At 39.3% G+C, this 17,572-nt stretch carries 17 protein-coding genes; 7 read left to right on the forward strand and 10 right to left on the reverse strand.

Going from position 1 to position 17,572, the window contains the following annotated elements:
- Positions 1-3 precede the first annotated feature (3 nt).
- From MTF66_RS08330 to MTF66_RS08345, 4 genes are all read right to left on the reverse strand, one after another.
- Entirely contained in the window at positions 4-678 is a 675-nt protein-coding gene (locus MTF66_RS08330; protein ID WP_010388913.1) for a ChrR family anti-sigma-E factor, read from the reverse strand.
- Positions 671-1,294, reverse strand: a complete 624-nt coding sequence (locus MTF66_RS08335) for a sigma-70 family RNA polymerase sigma factor (RefSeq protein ID WP_010388914.1) — start codon at positions 1,292-1,294, stop codon at positions 671-673. The genes MTF66_RS08330 and MTF66_RS08335 overlap by 8 nt, the downstream gene beginning before the upstream one ends.
- A 70-nt stretch (positions 1,295-1,364) precedes the next feature.
- A complete protein-coding gene (locus MTF66_RS08340; RefSeq protein WP_054201633.1) occupies positions 1,365-1,961 on the reverse strand; it encodes an LON peptidase substrate-binding domain-containing protein in 597 nt (198 codons plus the stop codon).
- Between the two features lie 210 nt (positions 1,962-2,171).
- Entirely contained in the window at positions 2,172-2,450 is a 279-nt protein-coding gene (locus tag MTF66_RS08345; RefSeq protein WP_010388916.1) for a hypothetical protein, read from the reverse strand.
- Between the two features lie 281 nt (positions 2,451-2,731).
- Here MTF66_RS08345 and MTF66_RS08350 point away from each other — a divergent pair, with 281 nt between their 5' ends.
- The 5 genes from MTF66_RS08350 (at position 2,732) to MTF66_RS08370 (ending at position 6,766) form a co-directional block, all read left to right on the forward strand.
- Positions 2,732-3,361, forward strand: a complete 630-nt coding sequence (locus MTF66_RS08350) for a hemolysin III family protein (RefSeq protein ID WP_248527024.1) — start codon at positions 2,732-2,734, stop codon at positions 3,359-3,361.
- Between the two features lie 299 nt (positions 3,362-3,660).
- A complete protein-coding gene (locus tag MTF66_RS08355; RefSeq protein ID WP_198527814.1) occupies positions 3,661-4,095 on the forward strand; it encodes an HIT family protein in 435 nt (144 codons plus the stop codon).
- Positions 4,096-4,145: 50 nt separating this feature from the next.
- Positions 4,146-4,919, forward strand: coding sequence for a hypothetical protein (locus MTF66_RS08360; protein WP_248527025.1), 774 nt, complete (start codon positions 4,146-4,148; stop codon positions 4,917-4,919).
- 60 nt (positions 4,920-4,979) lie between these two features.
- Positions 4,980-6,005, forward strand: a complete 1,026-nt coding sequence (locus MTF66_RS08365) for a hypothetical protein (RefSeq protein WP_138594608.1) — start codon at positions 4,980-4,982, stop codon at positions 6,003-6,005.
- Positions 6,006-6,154: 149 nt separating this feature from the next.
- The gene (locus tag MTF66_RS08370; RefSeq protein WP_171040310.1) at positions 6,155-6,766 is read left to right on the forward strand and encodes a MalM family protein; all 612 of its coding nucleotides are present in this window, start codon (positions 6,155-6,157) and stop codon (positions 6,764-6,766) included.
- Positions 6,767-7,037: 271 nt separating this feature from the next.
- On the opposite strand, the gene MTF66_RS08375 is transcribed toward MTF66_RS08370, so the two are convergent.
- Both MTF66_RS08375 and MTF66_RS08380 read right to left on the reverse strand, forming a co-directional pair.
- Complete coding sequence (locus MTF66_RS08375; RefSeq protein ID WP_054201638.1) at positions 7,038-7,343, reverse strand: MGMT family protein; 306 nt, start codon at positions 7,341-7,343, stop codon at positions 7,038-7,040.
- The gene (locus MTF66_RS08380) at positions 7,333-8,235 is read right to left on the reverse strand and encodes a LysR family transcriptional regulator (RefSeq protein WP_054201639.1); all 903 of its coding nucleotides are present in this window, start codon (positions 8,233-8,235) and stop codon (positions 7,333-7,335) included. Before MTF66_RS08380 ends, MTF66_RS08375 begins: the two co-directional genes overlap by 11 nt.
- Positions 8,236-8,357: 122 nt before the next feature.
- Here MTF66_RS08380 and MTF66_RS08385 point away from each other — a divergent pair, with 122 nt between their 5' ends.
- Both MTF66_RS08385 and MTF66_RS08390 read left to right on the forward strand, forming a co-directional pair.
- Positions 8,358-9,440 (forward strand): efflux RND transporter periplasmic adaptor subunit, encoded by a 1,083-nt coding sequence (locus MTF66_RS08385; RefSeq protein ID WP_248527026.1) that lies wholly within the window; start codon positions 8,358-8,360, stop codon positions 9,438-9,440.
- Between the two features lie 2 nt (positions 9,441-9,442).
- Positions 9,443-12,511 (forward strand): efflux RND transporter permease subunit, encoded by a 3,069-nt coding sequence (locus MTF66_RS08390; RefSeq protein ID WP_248527027.1) that lies wholly within the window; start codon positions 9,443-9,445, stop codon positions 12,509-12,511.
- A 61-nt stretch (positions 12,512-12,572) separates the two neighbouring features.
- On the opposite strand, the gene rluF is transcribed toward MTF66_RS08390, so the two are convergent.
- From rluF to MTF66_RS08410, 4 genes are all read right to left on the reverse strand, one after another.
- Positions 12,573-13,562, reverse strand: coding sequence for a 23S rRNA pseudouridine(2604) synthase RluF (gene rluF / locus MTF66_RS08395; protein ID WP_075170220.1), 990 nt, complete (start codon positions 13,560-13,562; stop codon positions 12,573-12,575).
- Positions 13,563-13,605: 43 nt separating this feature from the next.
- Complete coding sequence (locus MTF66_RS08400) at positions 13,606-14,691, reverse strand: DUF418 domain-containing protein (RefSeq protein ID WP_054201642.1); 1,086 nt, start codon at positions 14,689-14,691, stop codon at positions 13,606-13,608.
- 26 nt (positions 14,692-14,717) lie between these two features.
- Positions 14,718-15,932: an EAL and HDOD domain-containing protein gene (locus MTF66_RS08405; protein ID WP_075170221.1), complete on the reverse strand. Its 1,215-nt coding sequence runs from the start codon at positions 15,930-15,932 to the stop codon at positions 14,718-14,720.
- Between the two features lie 83 nt (positions 15,933-16,015).
- Positions 16,016-17,548, reverse strand: coding sequence for a glycogen synthase (locus MTF66_RS08410; RefSeq protein WP_138623389.1), 1,533 nt, complete (start codon positions 17,546-17,548; stop codon positions 16,016-16,018).
- Between the last annotated feature and the right edge of the window lie 24 nt (positions 17,549-17,572).

Consider the following 17,572-nt stretch of genomic DNA (forward strand, 5'->3'; position numbering starts at 1 on the left):
CTCTTAATAAATCAAGCCACCAATTGGGTTAAGTAACTTGCTAAGTCCTTTATTGAAATGTAGAGCACTACTAACAACAGTAAAGCACAAACATCCCTCTTTTGTTAGGGGGGTGTGTTGATGACGGCCATCTTGCCAAATAAAGTCACCAGGAACATAACTGCCCTCTTCGTCTGTAAATTCACCATCAAGCAGTAAAGTAACCTCAAAACCGGTATGTGTGTGCTCCGGAATTTCTCCACCAGCATCTATATGTAACAAGCTTGAACGTAAATGGCCATCATCAAGGGCTATTCGAGAACGCGCAAGCTTACCTACTTGGGTAAATTTACCATGCGAGATCCGTGTTAAAGCTCTCGGCAAGCTGTAATTATGCTCATTAACATTAATACTAACTGGTTCAACAGAATATACTTCATCAATCGAGTCATCGGCCGTGATCATATCAAGTAAACTTGATTCAATTACATCATCGGCTTGATCGGCTTGCTCATCAGTTGCCACATCCATATTGTCACTAAAAACTGCTCGCGCATTAGCCGCTTCAAGTTTTTCAACTTTAGCTTGGCACACTGGGCACATATCAACATGTATTGATACGGCAAGGCTAAGCGATGCTGGAAGTGTTGCTGCACAGTATTGTGTCAGTAGTGTTTCACTCGGGTGATGTTTAATCATGCTGATCTCCCATTTCATTACGTAATTTCTGCAAGGCTAAACGTAATCGTGATTTTACCGTGCCTACTGGAATGTTTAATTGTTGAGCTAACTGCTCTTGCGACATGTCTTGAAAATAAACGCCGCGCACAACTTCTCTTTGCGCTTGAGGCAATTTATCTAAATAACGTTTAATTTGTTGGTCTTCAAGGTGGTCGCTGTATTCGTGATGTGTATCTTCAGATTCGTTCAATAACGGCCAAATGTCTTCGCTAATATTTTCTTCTTTGTTACTTTTCATTTTACGAAGCATGTCAAAAGAGGCGTTACGCATTACGGTATAGACCCAAGTAGTAGCTGCACCCTTTTCACTATTGTATAAGTGGGCTTTTCGCCATACGGAAGTGAGGGTTTCTTGAACTAATTCCATTGCTTGGGCTTCTACACCAAACTGCTTTATGCCGAAGCGCTTAATCTTAGGTGCAAAATATTCAAACAAGTACGCGAAAGATTTTTTATCGCGAGATTGAGCTACATTAACTAATGCTTCCCTGAGTTCCGTACTTGGTGTTTCTGGCATGGCAGTGTACTTACCTGTGTTAGGTTCACAACTTAGTGATTGTTGTTGACTTACCATAGTAAAATGTCCCGTTATTGCTTTAGTAAATACCATTACGAGCAATGGTTACAAGCGGATCATAATTATTTTAGGCAAATTCGTTATTAATCACAGTATGGAGGAAACTAAGCAAGTTATCAAAGTTAGTCTCAAATGCAAGTTGTTGTTTTTTCTCAATAGAAATGGGAAGTAATTCAAGCCAACGCGCCACAATCCACGCAAGCTGATTAAATTTGGTGGTTTTATAAAGCGATTGCAAATCGGGGTTATTCGCAAAAACGTCTTCTAGTGCTACTTGTAAAAGTTGGTGTTGACCAATTTCGTGGTTATCTTTGTTGTACCAATAAGGTGTGTTGCAAGCGGATACATCACCATGGCGAAGTTCCTGCTCATCTTGATACACGTTATCTATTTGCACACTCTTAGATGCAAATACATCAATTAACAGCATACCGCTTTCGTCTTGATCAAAGTCAATAACATCCATTAAACAGCCTTGGGCGCTTATGTTTAACGGGGTGTCATGCTCAAAGGTACATAAAACAAAACCGCTATTGGTTTTTAATGCGTTTTTTACCATCGTTAAATAACGAGGCTCAAATATACGTAATCGCGTATAGCCTTCAGGTAATATAAATATAGGTAATGGGAAAATCGCACGTTTCATAAAGTCTACTTCTTTCAAACACTCTGCCTTTATTTACGTGCGCTTTATTCAAGTCGATCAGCTTTAGTTACATCAATTGCTTTACAGTGCAAATGCATCCGCTAATTAAACCTCGTTCCCACATTTTTTATCATGTAAACCAAGTAATAAACACTCAGTATACTTGCCACAGGTGCCAACATTAAGGCTAATAATTCGAACTCACTGTTCATTACTTTTATTCCCTTTTTATTGCTTTGGTTGTGCTTTAACTACACGTTGTTTTTCGTCCATGTTGCTGTTATCAACCACAGGATTATTTTCAAGTAAGCTGTCAAGAATAACCTGTGCATCAAAAGAAACGGCTTCTTTTACAGACTTTTCAAGTTCGTTGCTTGCCTGTGACACATAAGTAGACACAGTGTTAGTTAGCATATCTGTAATATTTAAATCGACTTCTGTAGCGTTAACGTTAGTTGAACCTAATACAAGTAAGCTTGCGATTGTGATGTTGATTGAAGTATTCATAATAGTATTCCTTGTTTATTTATTGGTTAGTACGCTTAGTTACAATCAAGGGCTATGCCACAATGGAAAAACTTTATAAACCATTGTTTTAAAATGAAATAAATAAATTAAAAAGAAATCCACAAAATCTATATTAGTAATTTTGACCAATGAATTTAAAAATAAAACCAAATAATAGTGTGTTTGTTAATGTTCAGTAAATTAATGACTTTATTTCGTATTTGAAAATTTCAGCGTACACATGTACACTAAAATTTATTCGCAAAGTGGTAGGATCTGTTATGTCTTTTGAAGCTCCCTATTCTAAAAAAGAAGAGCTGTTAAATGTTATTAGTCATGCCTTAGGCATTGTATTCGCTGCTTTTGTTGTTTGGGATTTAGTAAAACAAACTAATAGTGTGAAAGGCTATGCCAGTACTCTGGTATACGGCAGCAGCTTGTTTATTTTATTTTTATCTTCAACGCTTTATCACGCCAGTGTGCGCCCAAGATTGAGAGCGTTTTACAAAAAATGTGATCATTGCGCCATCTATTTACTGATTGCAGGCACCTACACGCCCTTTTTGTTGCTGTCGTTATCTGGGCTCTGGTCTTGGGCTACCTTAGCCTTTATTTGGACAGTAGCGTTTGCAGGCATCGCTTATAAGCTATTGGTTAAAAATGGCAATAAAAAAGTTTCACTGGCTACTTATTTATTAATGGGATGGTTTGCATTAGCCATTGTGTATCCGCTTTATTTAAACGTGCCTATCAATGCACTTTATTGGCTATTAGCTGGCGGCTTATTTTATAGTGTAGGTACTATTTTTTACAGTGCAAAAAGCACTCAATATAGCCATGCTATTTGGCACCTCTTTGTTATTGGTGGATGTGTTAGCCATTATATTTCGATCAGTAATTATGTTTATTAGGCTGGTTAAGCCATTTAGATTAGTCTGGTTTGAGCGAGGAACTGCCATTGAGATTGACTAAATATTGTCGTTAATAGATTAGTTAAACTGTTCTTGCGAATATATTCATGAAAATGAGCGCTGTGCGCATATTGATGCATTTAACTTTACCTAAATCATTTAGAAAACTTAGTGATAGTAATGCCTTAGATAATTTGTTAAAACTATATAAAGTAAATAAATGAGCGTTAAGTCGGCAGAAATATGCGCGATGAGCGCACTATAAAATTGTTATGCATTTCCGTAAGCTGGAGAAATCAGTGAACCCAATCTACGACACGAGTAATACTTTCGCGAAGATTATTGCTGGAGAGGCCCCCTGTGTAAAGGTCTATGAGGATGATTTAACGCTCGCATTCATGGATATAATGCCGCAGAAGGATGGTCACGTATTAGTAGTACCCAAGGAACAAGCGGTCACAATTTACGATCTGTCTGCAAAAGCTGCTCAAGCATGCATGCTAACCGTTCAGAAAATAGGTAAAGCTCTCGAGCGCGCTATGGGGGTGACTGGGTCAACCATATTCCAGCACAATGGCTCTTCTGCCGGTCAAACTGTGGGGCATTTTCATTTTCATGTTTTTCCAGGACCTTTGTTGGTGATAAAAGACCATGGCGTGCAGTTTGAAGAGGTTGGGAAGCTTAAAGAGATAGCTGCGTTAATCATTGCACAATTAGAAAGTCCACATGCATAACAAGTGCAGGCACGGCGACGCCCACTACATTGCGCCTCCGGCTCCATTTCGTGGGCGCGCGTGCTGCAAGCGTTATGCTACTAAAGGAGTATCTAGCATTGGGTGATCTAATAACAAAAATCAAAAGTGTCCCTAACGAAATTTGGTGGAGAACTCTTTCATATATTCTTTCCGCTTTTTTTCTTGTGCCAAATATTACGATGATCATGTTTCTAATTTACATGGGGGAATATGACTTTTTCTCTTACGACTTCTTTACGGAAGGTGTATTTGGGATGAAATTGTTTTTCGTAACAACTGCTTTTTTCTTATTTATTAGCTCTTTAGCAATATTTAGCCCTGTGTTATTGATTGTTGGAAAAATCAAGAAAAAGCAAATTGATAAACAACTAATTGCCCTAAGTATTTTATTTACTTTAATAACTTGGTCTCTCCTTATTTTGGAGCTCATTTCTGGTGCTGATACTGCTCGGATTTTGTTTGTATTAGGGATGTGTACGGTTATTATTGCTCATATTTCAGTGCTAATTTACTTTAAGGCTAAAGCACAATTTATTAGTTTAGGGGCTATTACTTTTTGTATAGTTTTTATGTCTTTTAATTGGCCTGCTCAATCCTCTAAAGTAATTTCAATTGGCTTACAGGCGTTTGGTGTTGGTGGTGATTTACCAATAACAATAACTAATGCTCAATCTGGGGTTATAACTAAAGGAAAGCTAAAATTAATATCCCCTAAATTTATATACTTTACCCCTTCAACTGAAAAAGGCGTTGCTACTTATTCTTTATCAAATGTAGGTTATTATGTTGTGGATAAAAAGTAGCATAACAAGTTACTCAAACGGACGCTGCTTAGTAAGGCGTTATATTTTTTTGAGGTCAGTATGTCTAAAATTTCTTTAGTCGTTGGTAATGGATTTTCTATTAGCTTTGGCTATTTTTCTGGATTAGTTGACGAGCTTAATTCTCAGGAGCCGATTACGTGGGATGTTACTTGCCCTTCAACAGGTGAAGCGTTCTTAACTAGTCTGCATAGATTAGAAACTCTGTATAAATTAAATTCAGAGAAACCCCACTTTGATGTATTTAAATTAGCCTTAGACGAGAGCTACTGCAACAGCATTGGTTTGGACAGCTTCAAAACAGCCCTTGAATCGAGGCATTTTTTAACAATAGCTTTTTCAATGTATAGCCAACGACAGCGCGAGTTATTTTCAACTGATTGGGCTTGGTTTCGATGGTTGAAATTACACCGAGATGAAATTACAGCGGCATTCTCGTTGAATTATGATTTATTGCTTGAAACAGCTTTAGACCGCTTAAATCGAGAGTACTACTCTCTTCAAGTTAACCATCATGGTTATGGTATTCCGTTGGTTAAACCACACGGGTCTGTGGATTTTGAAATTACGCCTAATAGCATTTGTTATACTCCTAACTATCCTTTGAACAACTTTGTTGATCTGAACGATACTGGAATCATCAAACTGGAGGAGCATGAGCTTATGTCTCCTAGGAGGCAAGCTCTATGTATCGTGCCAAATGAAGCTAATAAATATGCTTCATATCAATGGGTCGCCCCTGCTAACCAGTTGTTTGAAGGCAAGCTAAAAGACAGTGAGTATTGTTTATTCATTGGTATATCTTACTTCGAATGCGATAGAGCTGAGTTAGATAAAATAATCGATTCTCTTCCAAAAGATTGCGTTATTATTGTTGCGAATCCATTTCCGCCTAAAGCATTTATCGACAAAATTAGTGATAGGCCATATATCGTTTGGGATAACCCAGAGGGACCAGTGGATGAGAATGGTGCAATATTAAGTTTAAAATGCTTGGCTACAGGGAAAGCATTGAGAAAGTGTTTTTGTCGAAGTGGCGTTCCTTATCAGTACTGTGGTTGCCATTAAAAATATAACAAAGCGTTTAAGCCAGATTCCCCAACGCATGGCATTTTTTATTCCATCGTTGGGTTTTGTGTTTACGATGGTATGGCTCGGTTTCGTGGTGGCGTTGCTCACTACCTAACGCGGCGTTAGCTACCTAAAGGAGTATTGTTTTGAATTTAAGAATTGCATTAGCAATCTCGGTATTATTTTTAATTGGCTGTACATCTACTGTAAAAAAAGATGTCAGTAAACTTAATGAAACTAACGTCTGCTGCACTAGCGCTAGTGACTTTAAATACACTTCATTAAGTCCAAATAAAGAAACCACTATTAAACTAACATCCAAGTCACTTTCGTTTAACTTTGATAGTGGGAAAAGCTACTTTAAGCCTTTTGTTCTTAAAAACACTCAGTCAAAATTTACTCTTATAATCAAAAGCTATTTTAACAATACTTTCTCAATAGTTGGCGGAGATCACACAAACAGCTTTTTAAAACCACAAGTTCTGGTTTACGACAGTCAGTTTAAGTTGCTCTGTAATTTGAATAGTGCGGCTAAATATATCGAGCCAACATGGACTACTGATGGACACTTTCTTTTTAATTACTCGTATTCCAATGAGCGAGCAAAATATTTGGTAATTACTGCAAATACAGAAAACCTGACCTATTCAAATGCGCGGTTAAAAGAGTCAGGCAATTACGGTATAAGCTATCACACAACAAAAATTGATCATTCTCCAAAGGGAAAGCTTAAAGTAATACTATCAAACGGTAGCTAGCAAACACTTCAACCAAGGGACGAAAAACAGCAAGCTTGCGCTCCTTCGTCGCTAATTTTAGCCTGCTACTTTGCGCCGGTTAAGCGAGGCGTTAACGTCCGCAATTGGCACTCAGTCAATATAGGTGGTTTAACTTACAGTATAAATCAGTTATTTATATCGCTAACGTGTAAATTGGGTTGTTTCTGGTAAATTCATTATTTTTGTCGGGTGGCGTGGCTCCGCCACTTGTCCAACCTACACGGGCACTTATCTGACGAGAGTGGTGATATCACTCCCATCTACACTCGCGCATATTCACTTTATTATTCTTAAAATTAACACCTTCTAATAACAGTTTTTGTCGTTGTTCTTGGTATTTATCACTTCCTTCGGGAAACGATATTTTACCTTGGCTATTAACCACTCGATGCCAAGGGATCGCCGAATCTTTTGGCATCTCTTTTAATAAACGACCTACCAACCTAGCATTATTAGGATAACCCGCAAGTGCTGCTACTTGGCCATAACTGGCAACACTGCCTTTGGGTATATTGGCTATGATAGTGTAAATAACCGTTTCTTTATTAACGTCCATTCTTGCTTAAATACTCCTGACTGAGTAATTTAAATTGCTGCCAGATTTTACGCGCTACAGGCCCATGATGCATAGCATGCTGACGAAAGGCTCTAATTTGCGCACTAAACTGGTGCTCTCTGTCGGTTACAATTATTTGCTGTAATGAGCCAGCGGCTATTTCTTTTTTACAATGCCCTAAACTCATCATTGCCCAACCCGCCCCTGAAAGTAGAAAAGACTTCAAGGTAGATATATCATCAATTTTCATCACCGCAGCCCCTTTTGAATAGGAAAGTCTATCGCTGTCTATGCTCAAGCCACTTTCAAACATAGCCAAACACGGGTAAAGCTGTAATTCATCATAGCTAAGCTGCTTAGGTAAAACCCCTTTAGCTCCTACAATGCCAATATCTAGTTTACCAATGGGTAGACTTTCTAAATCACCAGTTGCATGAAATAAATCAAACCACGGGCCTATTCCAAGCTCGGCTTGACCGGTATTAACTTGTTCTAAAGATACAAACCGCTTACCACTGGTTAAACGAAATTCGGTACTCGAAAAATGCTTAAAAGTATTACTTATGATCTCGTTATAACTTTGCATATGACAAATTTGCTCGTAGCAGACTCTATATTGCGCTTCATTGCCTAATGCCAGCTCTGTTGCGAGCTGAGTAAGTTGCTCATTAGCGGCTAATAGCTGTTTAGCCTCGCGATGAAAAATACGTCCCTTTTCGGTGAGTTGTAAACGATAATGAGAACGGTCTAGTAGGTCAAAGCCTAACTTAGCTTCTAAGTTTTTAATCGCCAATGTGAGCGCTGGTTGCGTTTTATGTAGCTTTAATGCCGCTCCACTTAAACTCGCGCTTTGCACAATAGCATCTAATATTTGTAATTGGTTAAGTTTCATCGGCCACTCAGCACATCATAAGTAAAACTTATTGAGTTTCTAAAATTTAATGAATTTTATTTTATATGTTTGCAGCGTATGCTGCACACACTTATTTAGCCTTTTTTTATCATGGAGATATCATGCCACTGTTTCGCTTATGTTTACTATCTGCGACATTACTAAGTTTAATAGGCTGCTCAGAGCCCGAGAATATAGCTAAAGAAGAGCCTATTCGTCCGGTTAAATTATTTAGCATTGGTCATGATTCACAAACTAACATTCGCAGCTTCCCCGCTGAAGTGGTTGCAAACCAAGGCTCATATCTTGCTTTTAGGGTCAACGGTGAGTTGGTTGAATTTCCTGTATTAGCTGGTGAACAAGTTGAAAAAGGACAACTATTGGCTAAGTTAGATCCTGAGGATTTTCAATTACAATATAACGAACGTAAAGCACGATACGAACTGGCAAAATCACAGCTAAAACGCATTAAACAATTATTCGACAAAAACATCACGAGTCAATCAGAGCTTGATCAAGCGGTTGCTAATGAGCAAGTTGCCGAGTCAGCCTTTAAAATTGCAGAAACCAATTTAGAATACAGTGAGCTTCGTGCTCCTTTTGCTGGCATAGTAGCTAAAGTGTTCGTAAAAAACTTTGAGAGTATTCAAGCAAAACAAAATGTTCTGCGCCTAGAAACTCGTGATTTTATGGATGTAGAAATACAGGTTCCTGAAAAAATAGTGGCGCGCATTCAAAAAGATACCCAATACCAACCTATGGTTGAATTTGATGGCTATCACGACAAGCAATACAAACTCACACTAAAAGAATGGGATACTCAAGCCGATCCGGCAACGCTTACCTATAAAGTGGTGTTTTCATTACCGGTGCCAAAAGATTTTAATTTGCTTGCGGGTATGTCTGGCCAAGTGATGATAGATTTAAGTAAAGTAACTCGCTCACAAACTCCCTACACTATTTTACCAATTGAGTCGGTTTTTTCAGATCCGAATAAAAGCCTAAGCGATAATGCTCATGTGTGGGTTTTTAATAAGCAAACTGGCACTGTACATAAGCAAGCAGTGCAAGTAGGTCAATTACATCACGACACTATTGAAGTGCTTAGCGGCGTAAAAGAAGGCCAACAAATTGTGTCTGCCGGTGTTCACTCTTTACAAGAAGGCATGTCTGTTCGCCCTTGGAATAAAGAGCGAGGCTTATAATTATGGGCTTTGCGCAACTATCTATTGAAAAGAAAGTCATTAGCTGGATGTTTACGTTGTTGCTATTAATAGGCGGCAGCGTGTCTTACTTTGATTTAGGCCAGCTAGAAGACCCTGAGTTTACTTTGAAAAAAGCCATGGTAATCACTTTGTATCCGGGCGCATCTCCACAGCAGGTAGAAGAAGAAGTAACATTTCCAATTGAAAACGCCATCCAACAGCTCCCCTATGTTGATTATGTCACCTCTATTTCATCTAATGGTAAATCACAAATTACCGTAGAAATGAAAAGTAACTATCGTAAACAAGAGCTAAGGCAAATATGGGATGAAATGCGTCGAAAAATTAACGACCTAAGCCCGTCGCTACCAAGTGGTGTTTACCCGAGTAATGTAATTGATGATTTTGCCGATGTTTACGGCGTTATGTTTGCCGTTACTGGCGATGGCTACTCTTATGATGAATTAAAAGACTATGTTGACTATTTAAAGCGTGAACTTGTTTTAGTCAAAGGTGTGAGTAAAGTCACAATTGCTGGGCAACAACAACCACAAGTAATGGTTGAGGTATCGACCCGCAAGCTTGCACAGCTAGGTATTGCACCTAGTCATATTTATGACTTGCTGCAATCACAAAACACGGTGTCTAATGCTGGACGCATTCGTGTCGGTGATGAGTCTATTCGCTTACATCCAACCGGTGAATTTAAAGATGTAACGGAGCTGGAAACCTTATTAATCTCAAAGCCTGGAGCGAGCGAACTAATTTATTTAGGCGATGTTGCACAAGTGTACCGTGAATATGCTGAAGTACCGACCAATGTCATTCATTACAATCAACAACAGGCGCTGCTTATTGGTGTTTCGTTTATGTCTGGGGTTAATGTTGTTGATGTAGGTAAGCACATAGATGAACATTTAGCATCTCTTGAATATCAACGCCCACATGGTATTGATATTAGCTCGGTGTATAACCAACCAAAAGAAGTAGAGCAGTCTGTAGATGGTTTTATTGTTAGCTTAATAGAAGCCATTGCAATAGTTATTGTTGTGCTACTTATTTTTATGGGCTTGAAAAGCGGTGTTCTTATTGGCGGTATTTTATTACTGACGGTATTAGGCACCTTTATATTTATGAAGCTGTTTGCAATTGATCTACAGCGTATATCATTAGGCGCGCTAATTATTGCGCTAGGTATGTTGGTTGATAATGCCATTGTTGTTACCGAAGGGATTCTCATCAACCTTAAGCGCGGTCAAACAAAGCTTAAAGCCGCAGTTAATATTGTAGATCAAACGAAATGGCCATTACTTGGCGCAACGGTCATTGCTATAACTGCTTTTGCGCCTATTGGTTTAAGCTCAGATGCCAGTGGTGAATTTGCTGGCAGCTTATTTTGGGTGCTGTTTATCTCATTGCTATTAAGTTGGATCACCGCAATTACCCTCACCCCATTCTTTGCCAATTTAATGTTTAAAGAAACCGAATTTAAACACGAACATAATCAAGAACATGAAGACCCTTATCAAGGAATCATCTTCAATGGTTATAAAGCGATATTAAATTTAGCTATGCGCTTTAGAAAAACAACCTTATTCCTTATGGTTGCCCTTTTATGCAGCGCTGTAGTGGGATTTGGCTCGGTAAAACAATCGTTTTTTCCAGCCTCAAATACACCGATGTTTTATGTGGATTACTGGCAAGATCAAGGTGCTGATATTCGTGCCACCCTTGAGGGCATAAAAAAGCTCGAAGCTTATTTACAAAAGGATGAACTGGTCACAGAAATCACCAGTACGGTGGGCCAAGGTGCGCCGCGCTTTATGCTAACTTACGCGCCAGAAAAGTCTTATCCTGCTTATGGGCAGTTAATTATTCGTGTCACCAACCGTGATGCGGTCGCTAAAGTAATGCAAAAGGTGCGTGATTACGCACAGCAACATCCGCTGTCAGCAAAGCTAAAAGTAAAACCAATGGAAATTGGTCCGTCAACCGATGCTAAAATAGAGGCGCGGTTCTCAGGCCCCGATCCGGTGATATTAAGACAGCTATCATCTCAAGCAAAAGAAATTATCGCCAAAGACGACGGTGCCTTTAACATTCGCGATGATTGGCGTGCACGCACTAAAATGATTCGCCCCCAATTTAACGAACAAAAAGCACGCCGCTTGGGGATCACCAAGTTTGACCTTGACCAAGTTCTGTTAACGAGCCTGTCGGGTAAGCAAGTGGGTGTTTATCGTGATGGTACGCAATTGTTGCCTATTATTGCCCGCTCACCAGCTAGCGAGCGCCTAAATGTAGACAGTGTTCACGATTTACAAATTTACAGCCCAGTATTACGCGTGTTTGTGCCGGTAACTCAAGTAGTTGATGAATTTATTGTTGAGTGGGAAGACAGCTTAATTATGCGTCGTGATCGTAAACGTACCATAACGGTAATGGCAGATCATGATGTATTGGGTGATGAAACACCTGCAAAATTATTTGCTCGGGTTCGCGCTGAAGTTGAAGCAATTGATTTACCGCGAGGCTATGAAATGCAATGGGGCGGTGAGTTCGAATCATCAAGCAAAGCGAAAAAGGCTATTTTTGGTTCGTTACCGCTGGGTTATTTAGCCATGTTTGCGGTAACAGTATTACTGTTTAACTCAGTGAAAAAGCCCTTAGTTATATGGGCAACCGTGCCATTAGCTATTATTGGTGTAAGCGCAGGCTTGTTAGTAATGAACGCCCCCTTTAGCTTTATGGCGCTACTGGGTTTATTAAGCTTAAGCGGCATGCTGATTAAAAACGGTATTGTATTGGTCGATCAAATAAACTTAGAACTTAGTGAAGGAAAATCACCCTATCAAGCTGTGTTTGACTCAGGCGTAAGCCGTGTGCGTCCTGTAGCCATGGCCGCTATCACTACAATACTTGGCATGATCCCATTATTATTTGACGTATTCTTTCAATCAATGGCGGTCACCATTATGTTTGGCTTAGGTTTTGCCACCATACTAACCCTGATTGTGGTGCCGGTTTTATACACTGTGGTGTTTAGAATTGACTACCCTAAACAGTCTTAATCATTAATAAAAAACGCAGCCTAGGCTGCGTTTTTTATTTGCTTGATTTATAGCAACTTAATTACTTTTTTAAGCTTAACGTGCCACTGCTCTTAGCTTTAGTTCCTGATGCGGAATTAGCTTTATTGGCATTTGATTTACCAACATAGGTGGTTGAACGTTTCTGATATGGCGTATTACGGCTGCTTTTGTTGGCTTGCTTATGTTGTTCGTTGTTCTTTGTACCTCGAGGCTTGTCACCTTGATACTCACGCTTATGCACTGATTTTGCTTGGTTGCTTATGGTTAGCCCAACGTTATTATTCGATGTACTATCGTCATACAATGAGTGTTCTTGTGTTTTACCTGAATCAGCAATCGAGTCGTTAATAACCGCCATTTCTGCATCGCTTAAATGACGCCATTGCCCTACTTTTAACCCTTTAAGGGTTACATTCATAATACGCACACGCTTTAATGTAACCACTTCGTAGCCTAAATATTCACACATACGACGGATTTGACGATTTAAACCTTGAGTTAAAATAATAGTGAATTGCTGGGCACCCGTTTGCGTCACTTTACATTTTTTGGTCACGGTATCTAAAATAGGAATACCGTTTGCCATTTTATTCACAAACTGGCGGTTTAGTGGTTTATCTACGGTAACCACGTATTCTTTTTCGTGGTTATTGCCAGCACGAAGGATTTTATTAACGATATCCCCTTCATTGGTTAAAAAAATCAACCCCTCTGAGGGCCTATCCAAGCGACCAATAGGAAAGATACGGTCAGGATAATTAACCGCTTTTACAATATTACTTTGAATTTTTCGTTCTGTGGTACAGGTAATACCGACTGGTTTATTGTAAGCAATGTAAACCCGTTTTGGTGGTGCTTTTAATGGCTTACCATCAACCAATACCACATCGCTTTGTGCGACTTTAACACCCATTTCGGGTAATTCACCATTAACAGTAACACGACCTTGCTCAATATATTTATCGGCTTCACGGCGTGAGCAAAACCCTGTTTCACTAATAAATTTATTTAAACGCTTTAAGTCTGTCATATGGCAAATCTTCTTAAATATAAAGGCGCATAGTTTAAACTACTCAAGCTATTTTTTCGCGCTTAATTTGCGCTAATTTACGCCATAGGTATTCAAGAGGCCCTTGCTTAAAATAACGACAGTAGAGTGCAGTAAACATAAGCTGTACAACCACTAAGCAAATAGCAACAAGCCAATAATCGATGCGGTTAAAACTAAGCGCCCACTGAGGGAAAAGCACTTTAAACAATAATAACTGCATAATGGTTTGGCTTATGTATAAAGTAAACGCTAACCGCCCTACGTGTTGAATGAGCCCCCCTATTTGCGCGCTGTTATTGCATAGTTTAACGATTAAATGAATATAAAGCAGCGCCACACATAAAGCAGCCAGTTCATTAACAGGCTCTTGTAACGCATAACCAATACCTTGTTCATATGACTCTAACACTAATCGTAAGCTAGTCAGCAACACACTTAACACAGCAAGTTTAATTAGCCCCGACCTGCTAAATCCATCACTAAACACATTACATTTGTAGGCAACAATACCAATTAGCATAAAGCCAGCACTTGCCCACAGTAATAAAATAGGCACTGTTAGCAACATATAAATGCTCATTGTTATATTTTGGCTAAAATGCGCACCAATACTTTGGTAATAACTATTATATATCTGGTAAAACTCGGGAGAATCCCTATAGAGTGGTTCTTCATTAAGCCCTAACATAAACATTGCTGTGGCAAGTAAAGCGATAAAAGTAAAAAAGGCCGCTTTGCTTTTAAGCTCTTCGTCCGTGTAATCTAAATAGCGTAATACCAGTAATGCTGACACCCCATATAAAAACAAAATGTCACCCGCCCACAGTAACAACCCATGTATTAAGCCAAACACAATAAGCCAATATAGGCGTTTTTTTAATGGCTGAATACATTGCTGACGCTGAAACTGAATATAAAGACCAGCACCAAATAATAACGTAAATAATGTGCGAAACCGCCCTTCAACAAATATAAGGCTTAAGGTGTGTAAAAAATTATCGCTAGCTGGAGGTGTGGTAAGTGGAGTGTAATTGAGTTCAAAAATTGCAAAGGAATAGCAGTTAATAAATACCAGTCCAAGTACTGCTATGCCCCTTATAAAGTCCATATTATAATTGCGCAAACCCTATCCTTTTAAATATTATCTTTATAGCTATCGGCCCATTTTACAGCTTGTTTGTATAATTTTGGTAAAAAAGCACTGTCTAAATTAATGAGTGATACCGCTTTCTCAAGCGCCCACCAACTTCCGGTTTCATATGCTTTTACCGTTTCAAGAATATAATATAAGTCATTTTTCTCGCCGGTTAGTGCTGCTTTAATTTCATCGGGGAATGGCAGTTTATCAACCAACAAGTCCATTGGCTTATCTAAAATAGCATCAAGCAAAGAAAACAGCCCAGTTAAAAATGCCTCACCTTGAACTTGTTTGGCGACTTTGCTGGCTATTAATTCACAAAAGCGAGCGCGAATAACACACATTTGCATAAGCTCTATCGGCTTAGTGCGCGCGGTGTGTGCTGTAACAATTAGGCTAACAAACTTTTTTAAACGTGCTTGCCCTAGGTAAACCAGCGCTTGTTTTAATGATGATATTTGGCTTTGCAGGGGAAATACACCACTATTTAATAAACGCAATAGTTTGTATGCTAGTGCTGCATCAAGCTCAAATAACCCGGTGATTACTTTCACATCAGGATCTGGCTTCATTACTTCTGAATAAATGGCAATGACAAGACCATAATTATAATGAATATCTTTTTGCTCTATCATTGCGGGGCGGGCAAAGTAATACCCTTGGAAATAATCAAACCCCATTTGGCGAGCTAATTTATATTCTTCATCGGTTTCTATTTTTTCAGCTAACAGCTTAATATTTTTGTGTTTTTTTAGCTTATTGACCACCAGTGGAATTTCATCCAGTGGCGTGAGCCGAATATCAAATTTAATTAAATTAACTAGCTTTAAAAAACGTTCCCACTGCGGTGAGTAAACAAAGTCATCAAGGGCTAATTTATAGTTACTGTGAAAGAGTTTACGGCATAGCTCGTAGGTATCGTCGGTGGGCTCTATGGTTTCGAGTAATTCAATAACCACATCTTTACAGGGTAAAAATTCGCATAAATCGAGTTTTAATGATTCAGGACCAATATTGATCAGTGCTTTTTTACCCGAAGTAATATGGCGAGTACCTAAGTTAAGCTGGTTTTCCATGATCAGGCGAGCCGTTGCTTGACCATCAGAAACACCAGGAAAGCAATTTTCAGGGCTATCGCGAAACAGTAGTTCATATGCAACTACATTTTGATTACGATTAAGGATTGCTTGCCTTGCCACAAATACCGACACATTACCTACTTTTTATTATTTCCACCAGACTAAGTAATTAAAGCGCAAATAGGAACGGATGTCACTGAACTTTAATAAATTTTTTAATATAAGTAGGTAATATAATCAGTTACAACGTCATCCCAACCAAAGCGGCTGTTCTTAGCGCTATTTTTTATCGCTTGCCATTGCTTAGGATTAGCGTGATTTACATTCAAGGCCTCAGATAAACTATGCAACAGTGCCTCTGCCTGAGCTAATAAGGTATCACCAGTAAAACTAAAACCAGTCACATTATGCTCAACTGTATCTTTTAAGCCGCCAACACTGTGCACAAGACAGGGCTGACCTGCTCGCATTGCCAGCATTTGGCTAATGCCACACGGCTCAAAAGAACTAGGCATTAAAAATAAATCCCCTAGTTGATACATTAAATCACCAACACCTTGGCCATAACCTTTTAAAAACAATAAATTGCTATTTCGAGCCATTGCAGTGGTAAATAATTGTTCTAGTTTTTTATCGCCCGAGCCCAATACAATCAAGCGACCATTATATTGGTTTATAACCTTGCATACCTCATCAATAGTTAAACTATTGTTGTGTGGCTGGCACAGCAGCAATACTTTTTGCTCGGTGAGCCGCCCTACACTGGTCACTAAAGGCCCTTGCTGCTCTGATGCCATAAATTGTAAAACACGTTGGTGAGCAATATAGTGGCTGCTGTCTAAGTGTACGTTTTTTGCCATCCAGCTAAAAAGCGTAGCTTCTATCTGCTCTAAAAGCTCGCTAAGCGTTGCCTGCTTCGGGTGTTGAGTTGTGTAATCACAGCCGTTGAGGATCCCAATCAGCTTGCCCTGCTCAGCCGCTTGTTGTAAATCACGCTCAAGTCCTTCACCACCAAAAAAACCGCCTGCATCGTTACTCGCAATCTGCACTTCTTGGCTATAACTGGGTGAAACCACATGTACTTTATCGGCTAAATTAATAGCACTGCGCATGGGGTTAAAGCAATGAGGGTAACGGGGATCACAAAGCAATTGGCCATCATAACTTAATGAGGGAAACCACGCTTCTAAGCTAGAGTCATCGTCTTTAAAAGGGCGAATACCTTGTAAGGCTAAGTTATGAACCGTGTACACCAAGCGCAGCTTAGCAAGTTTACGATAGCGAGGCTCAAATTTTAGTAACACCGCCACACAAGCACTGTGCCAGTCGTGTAAATGTAACGTGTTTGGTTGTTTTAAAACCCCTTGTAAAAGCGCTTCACAAATCGCGGCATTAAACAGTGCAAACTTACTCGCATCAGTAGCAAATGGACGATTGTCATCATCGTTGCAATACACACTATGTGATTGGCTGAACAAAGGGTGGCTTATTACTATTTGCCTCACTGCATTTTGCGTTTGTGGAATTTCAAACAGCGATAAAACGTGAGAGGCTGAATTAAACGCAACGTTGACTTCACCAATAAAACGGCGCTCACCCAATTCAAAGCCATAATCAGGAATTACCACATCAATCGTTAGTCCCTGTGCCGCTAACGCTTTAGGTACGTCACGTATGACATCGGCAACACCACCGACTTTGGCATTAGGTAACGCATCATTTTCTGCGGCAACCATTAATACATGCATTTATTTACTCTTATAGTTAGCTGC

Source organism: Pseudoalteromonas sp. 2CM39R (genome assembly GCF_023161845.1).

Excerpts from the sequence above, each read along its gene's own strand:
- MTF66_RS08350 (WP_248527024.1), top strand. The coding sequence starts at position 2,732 with ATGTCTTTTGAAGCTCCCTATTCTAAAAAAGAAGAGCTGTTAAATGTT.
- MTF66_RS08330 (WP_010388913.1), bottom strand. The coding sequence starts at position 678 with ATGATTAAACATCACCCGAGTGAAACACTACTGACACAATACTGTGCA.
- MTF66_RS08365 (WP_138594608.1), top strand. The coding sequence starts at position 4,980 with ATGTCTAAAATTTCTTTAGTCGTTGGTAATGGATTTTCTATTAGCTTT.
- rluF (WP_075170220.1), bottom strand. The coding sequence starts at position 13,562 with ATGACAGACTTAAAGCGTTTAAATAAATTTATTAGTGAAACAGGGTTT.
- MTF66_RS08335 (WP_010388914.1), bottom strand. The coding sequence starts at position 1,294 with ATGGTAAGTCAACAACAATCACTAAGTTGTGAACCTAACACAGGTAAG.
- MTF66_RS08380 (WP_054201639.1), bottom strand. The coding sequence starts at position 8,235 with ATGAAACTTAACCAATTACAAATATTAGATGCTATTGTGCAAAGCGCG.
- MTF66_RS08375 (WP_054201638.1), bottom strand. The coding sequence starts at position 7,343 with ATGGACGTTAATAAAGAAACGGTTATTTACACTATCATAGCCAATATA.
- MTF66_RS08390 (WP_248527027.1), top strand. The coding sequence starts at position 9,443 with ATGGGCTTTGCGCAACTATCTATTGAAAAGAAAGTCATTAGCTGGATG.
- MTF66_RS08400 (WP_054201642.1), bottom strand. The coding sequence starts at position 14,691 with ATGGACTTTATAAGGGGCATAGCAGTACTTGGACTGGTATTTATTAAC.
- MTF66_RS08410 (WP_138623389.1), bottom strand. The coding sequence starts at position 17,548 with ATGCATGTATTAATGGTTGCCGCAGAAAATGATGCGTTACCTAATGCC.
- MTF66_RS08345 (WP_010388916.1), bottom strand. The coding sequence starts at position 2,450 with ATGAATACTTCAATCAACATCACAATCGCAAGCTTACTTGTATTAGGT.
- MTF66_RS08385 (WP_248527026.1), top strand. The coding sequence starts at position 8,358 with ATGCCACTGTTTCGCTTATGTTTACTATCTGCGACATTACTAAGTTTA.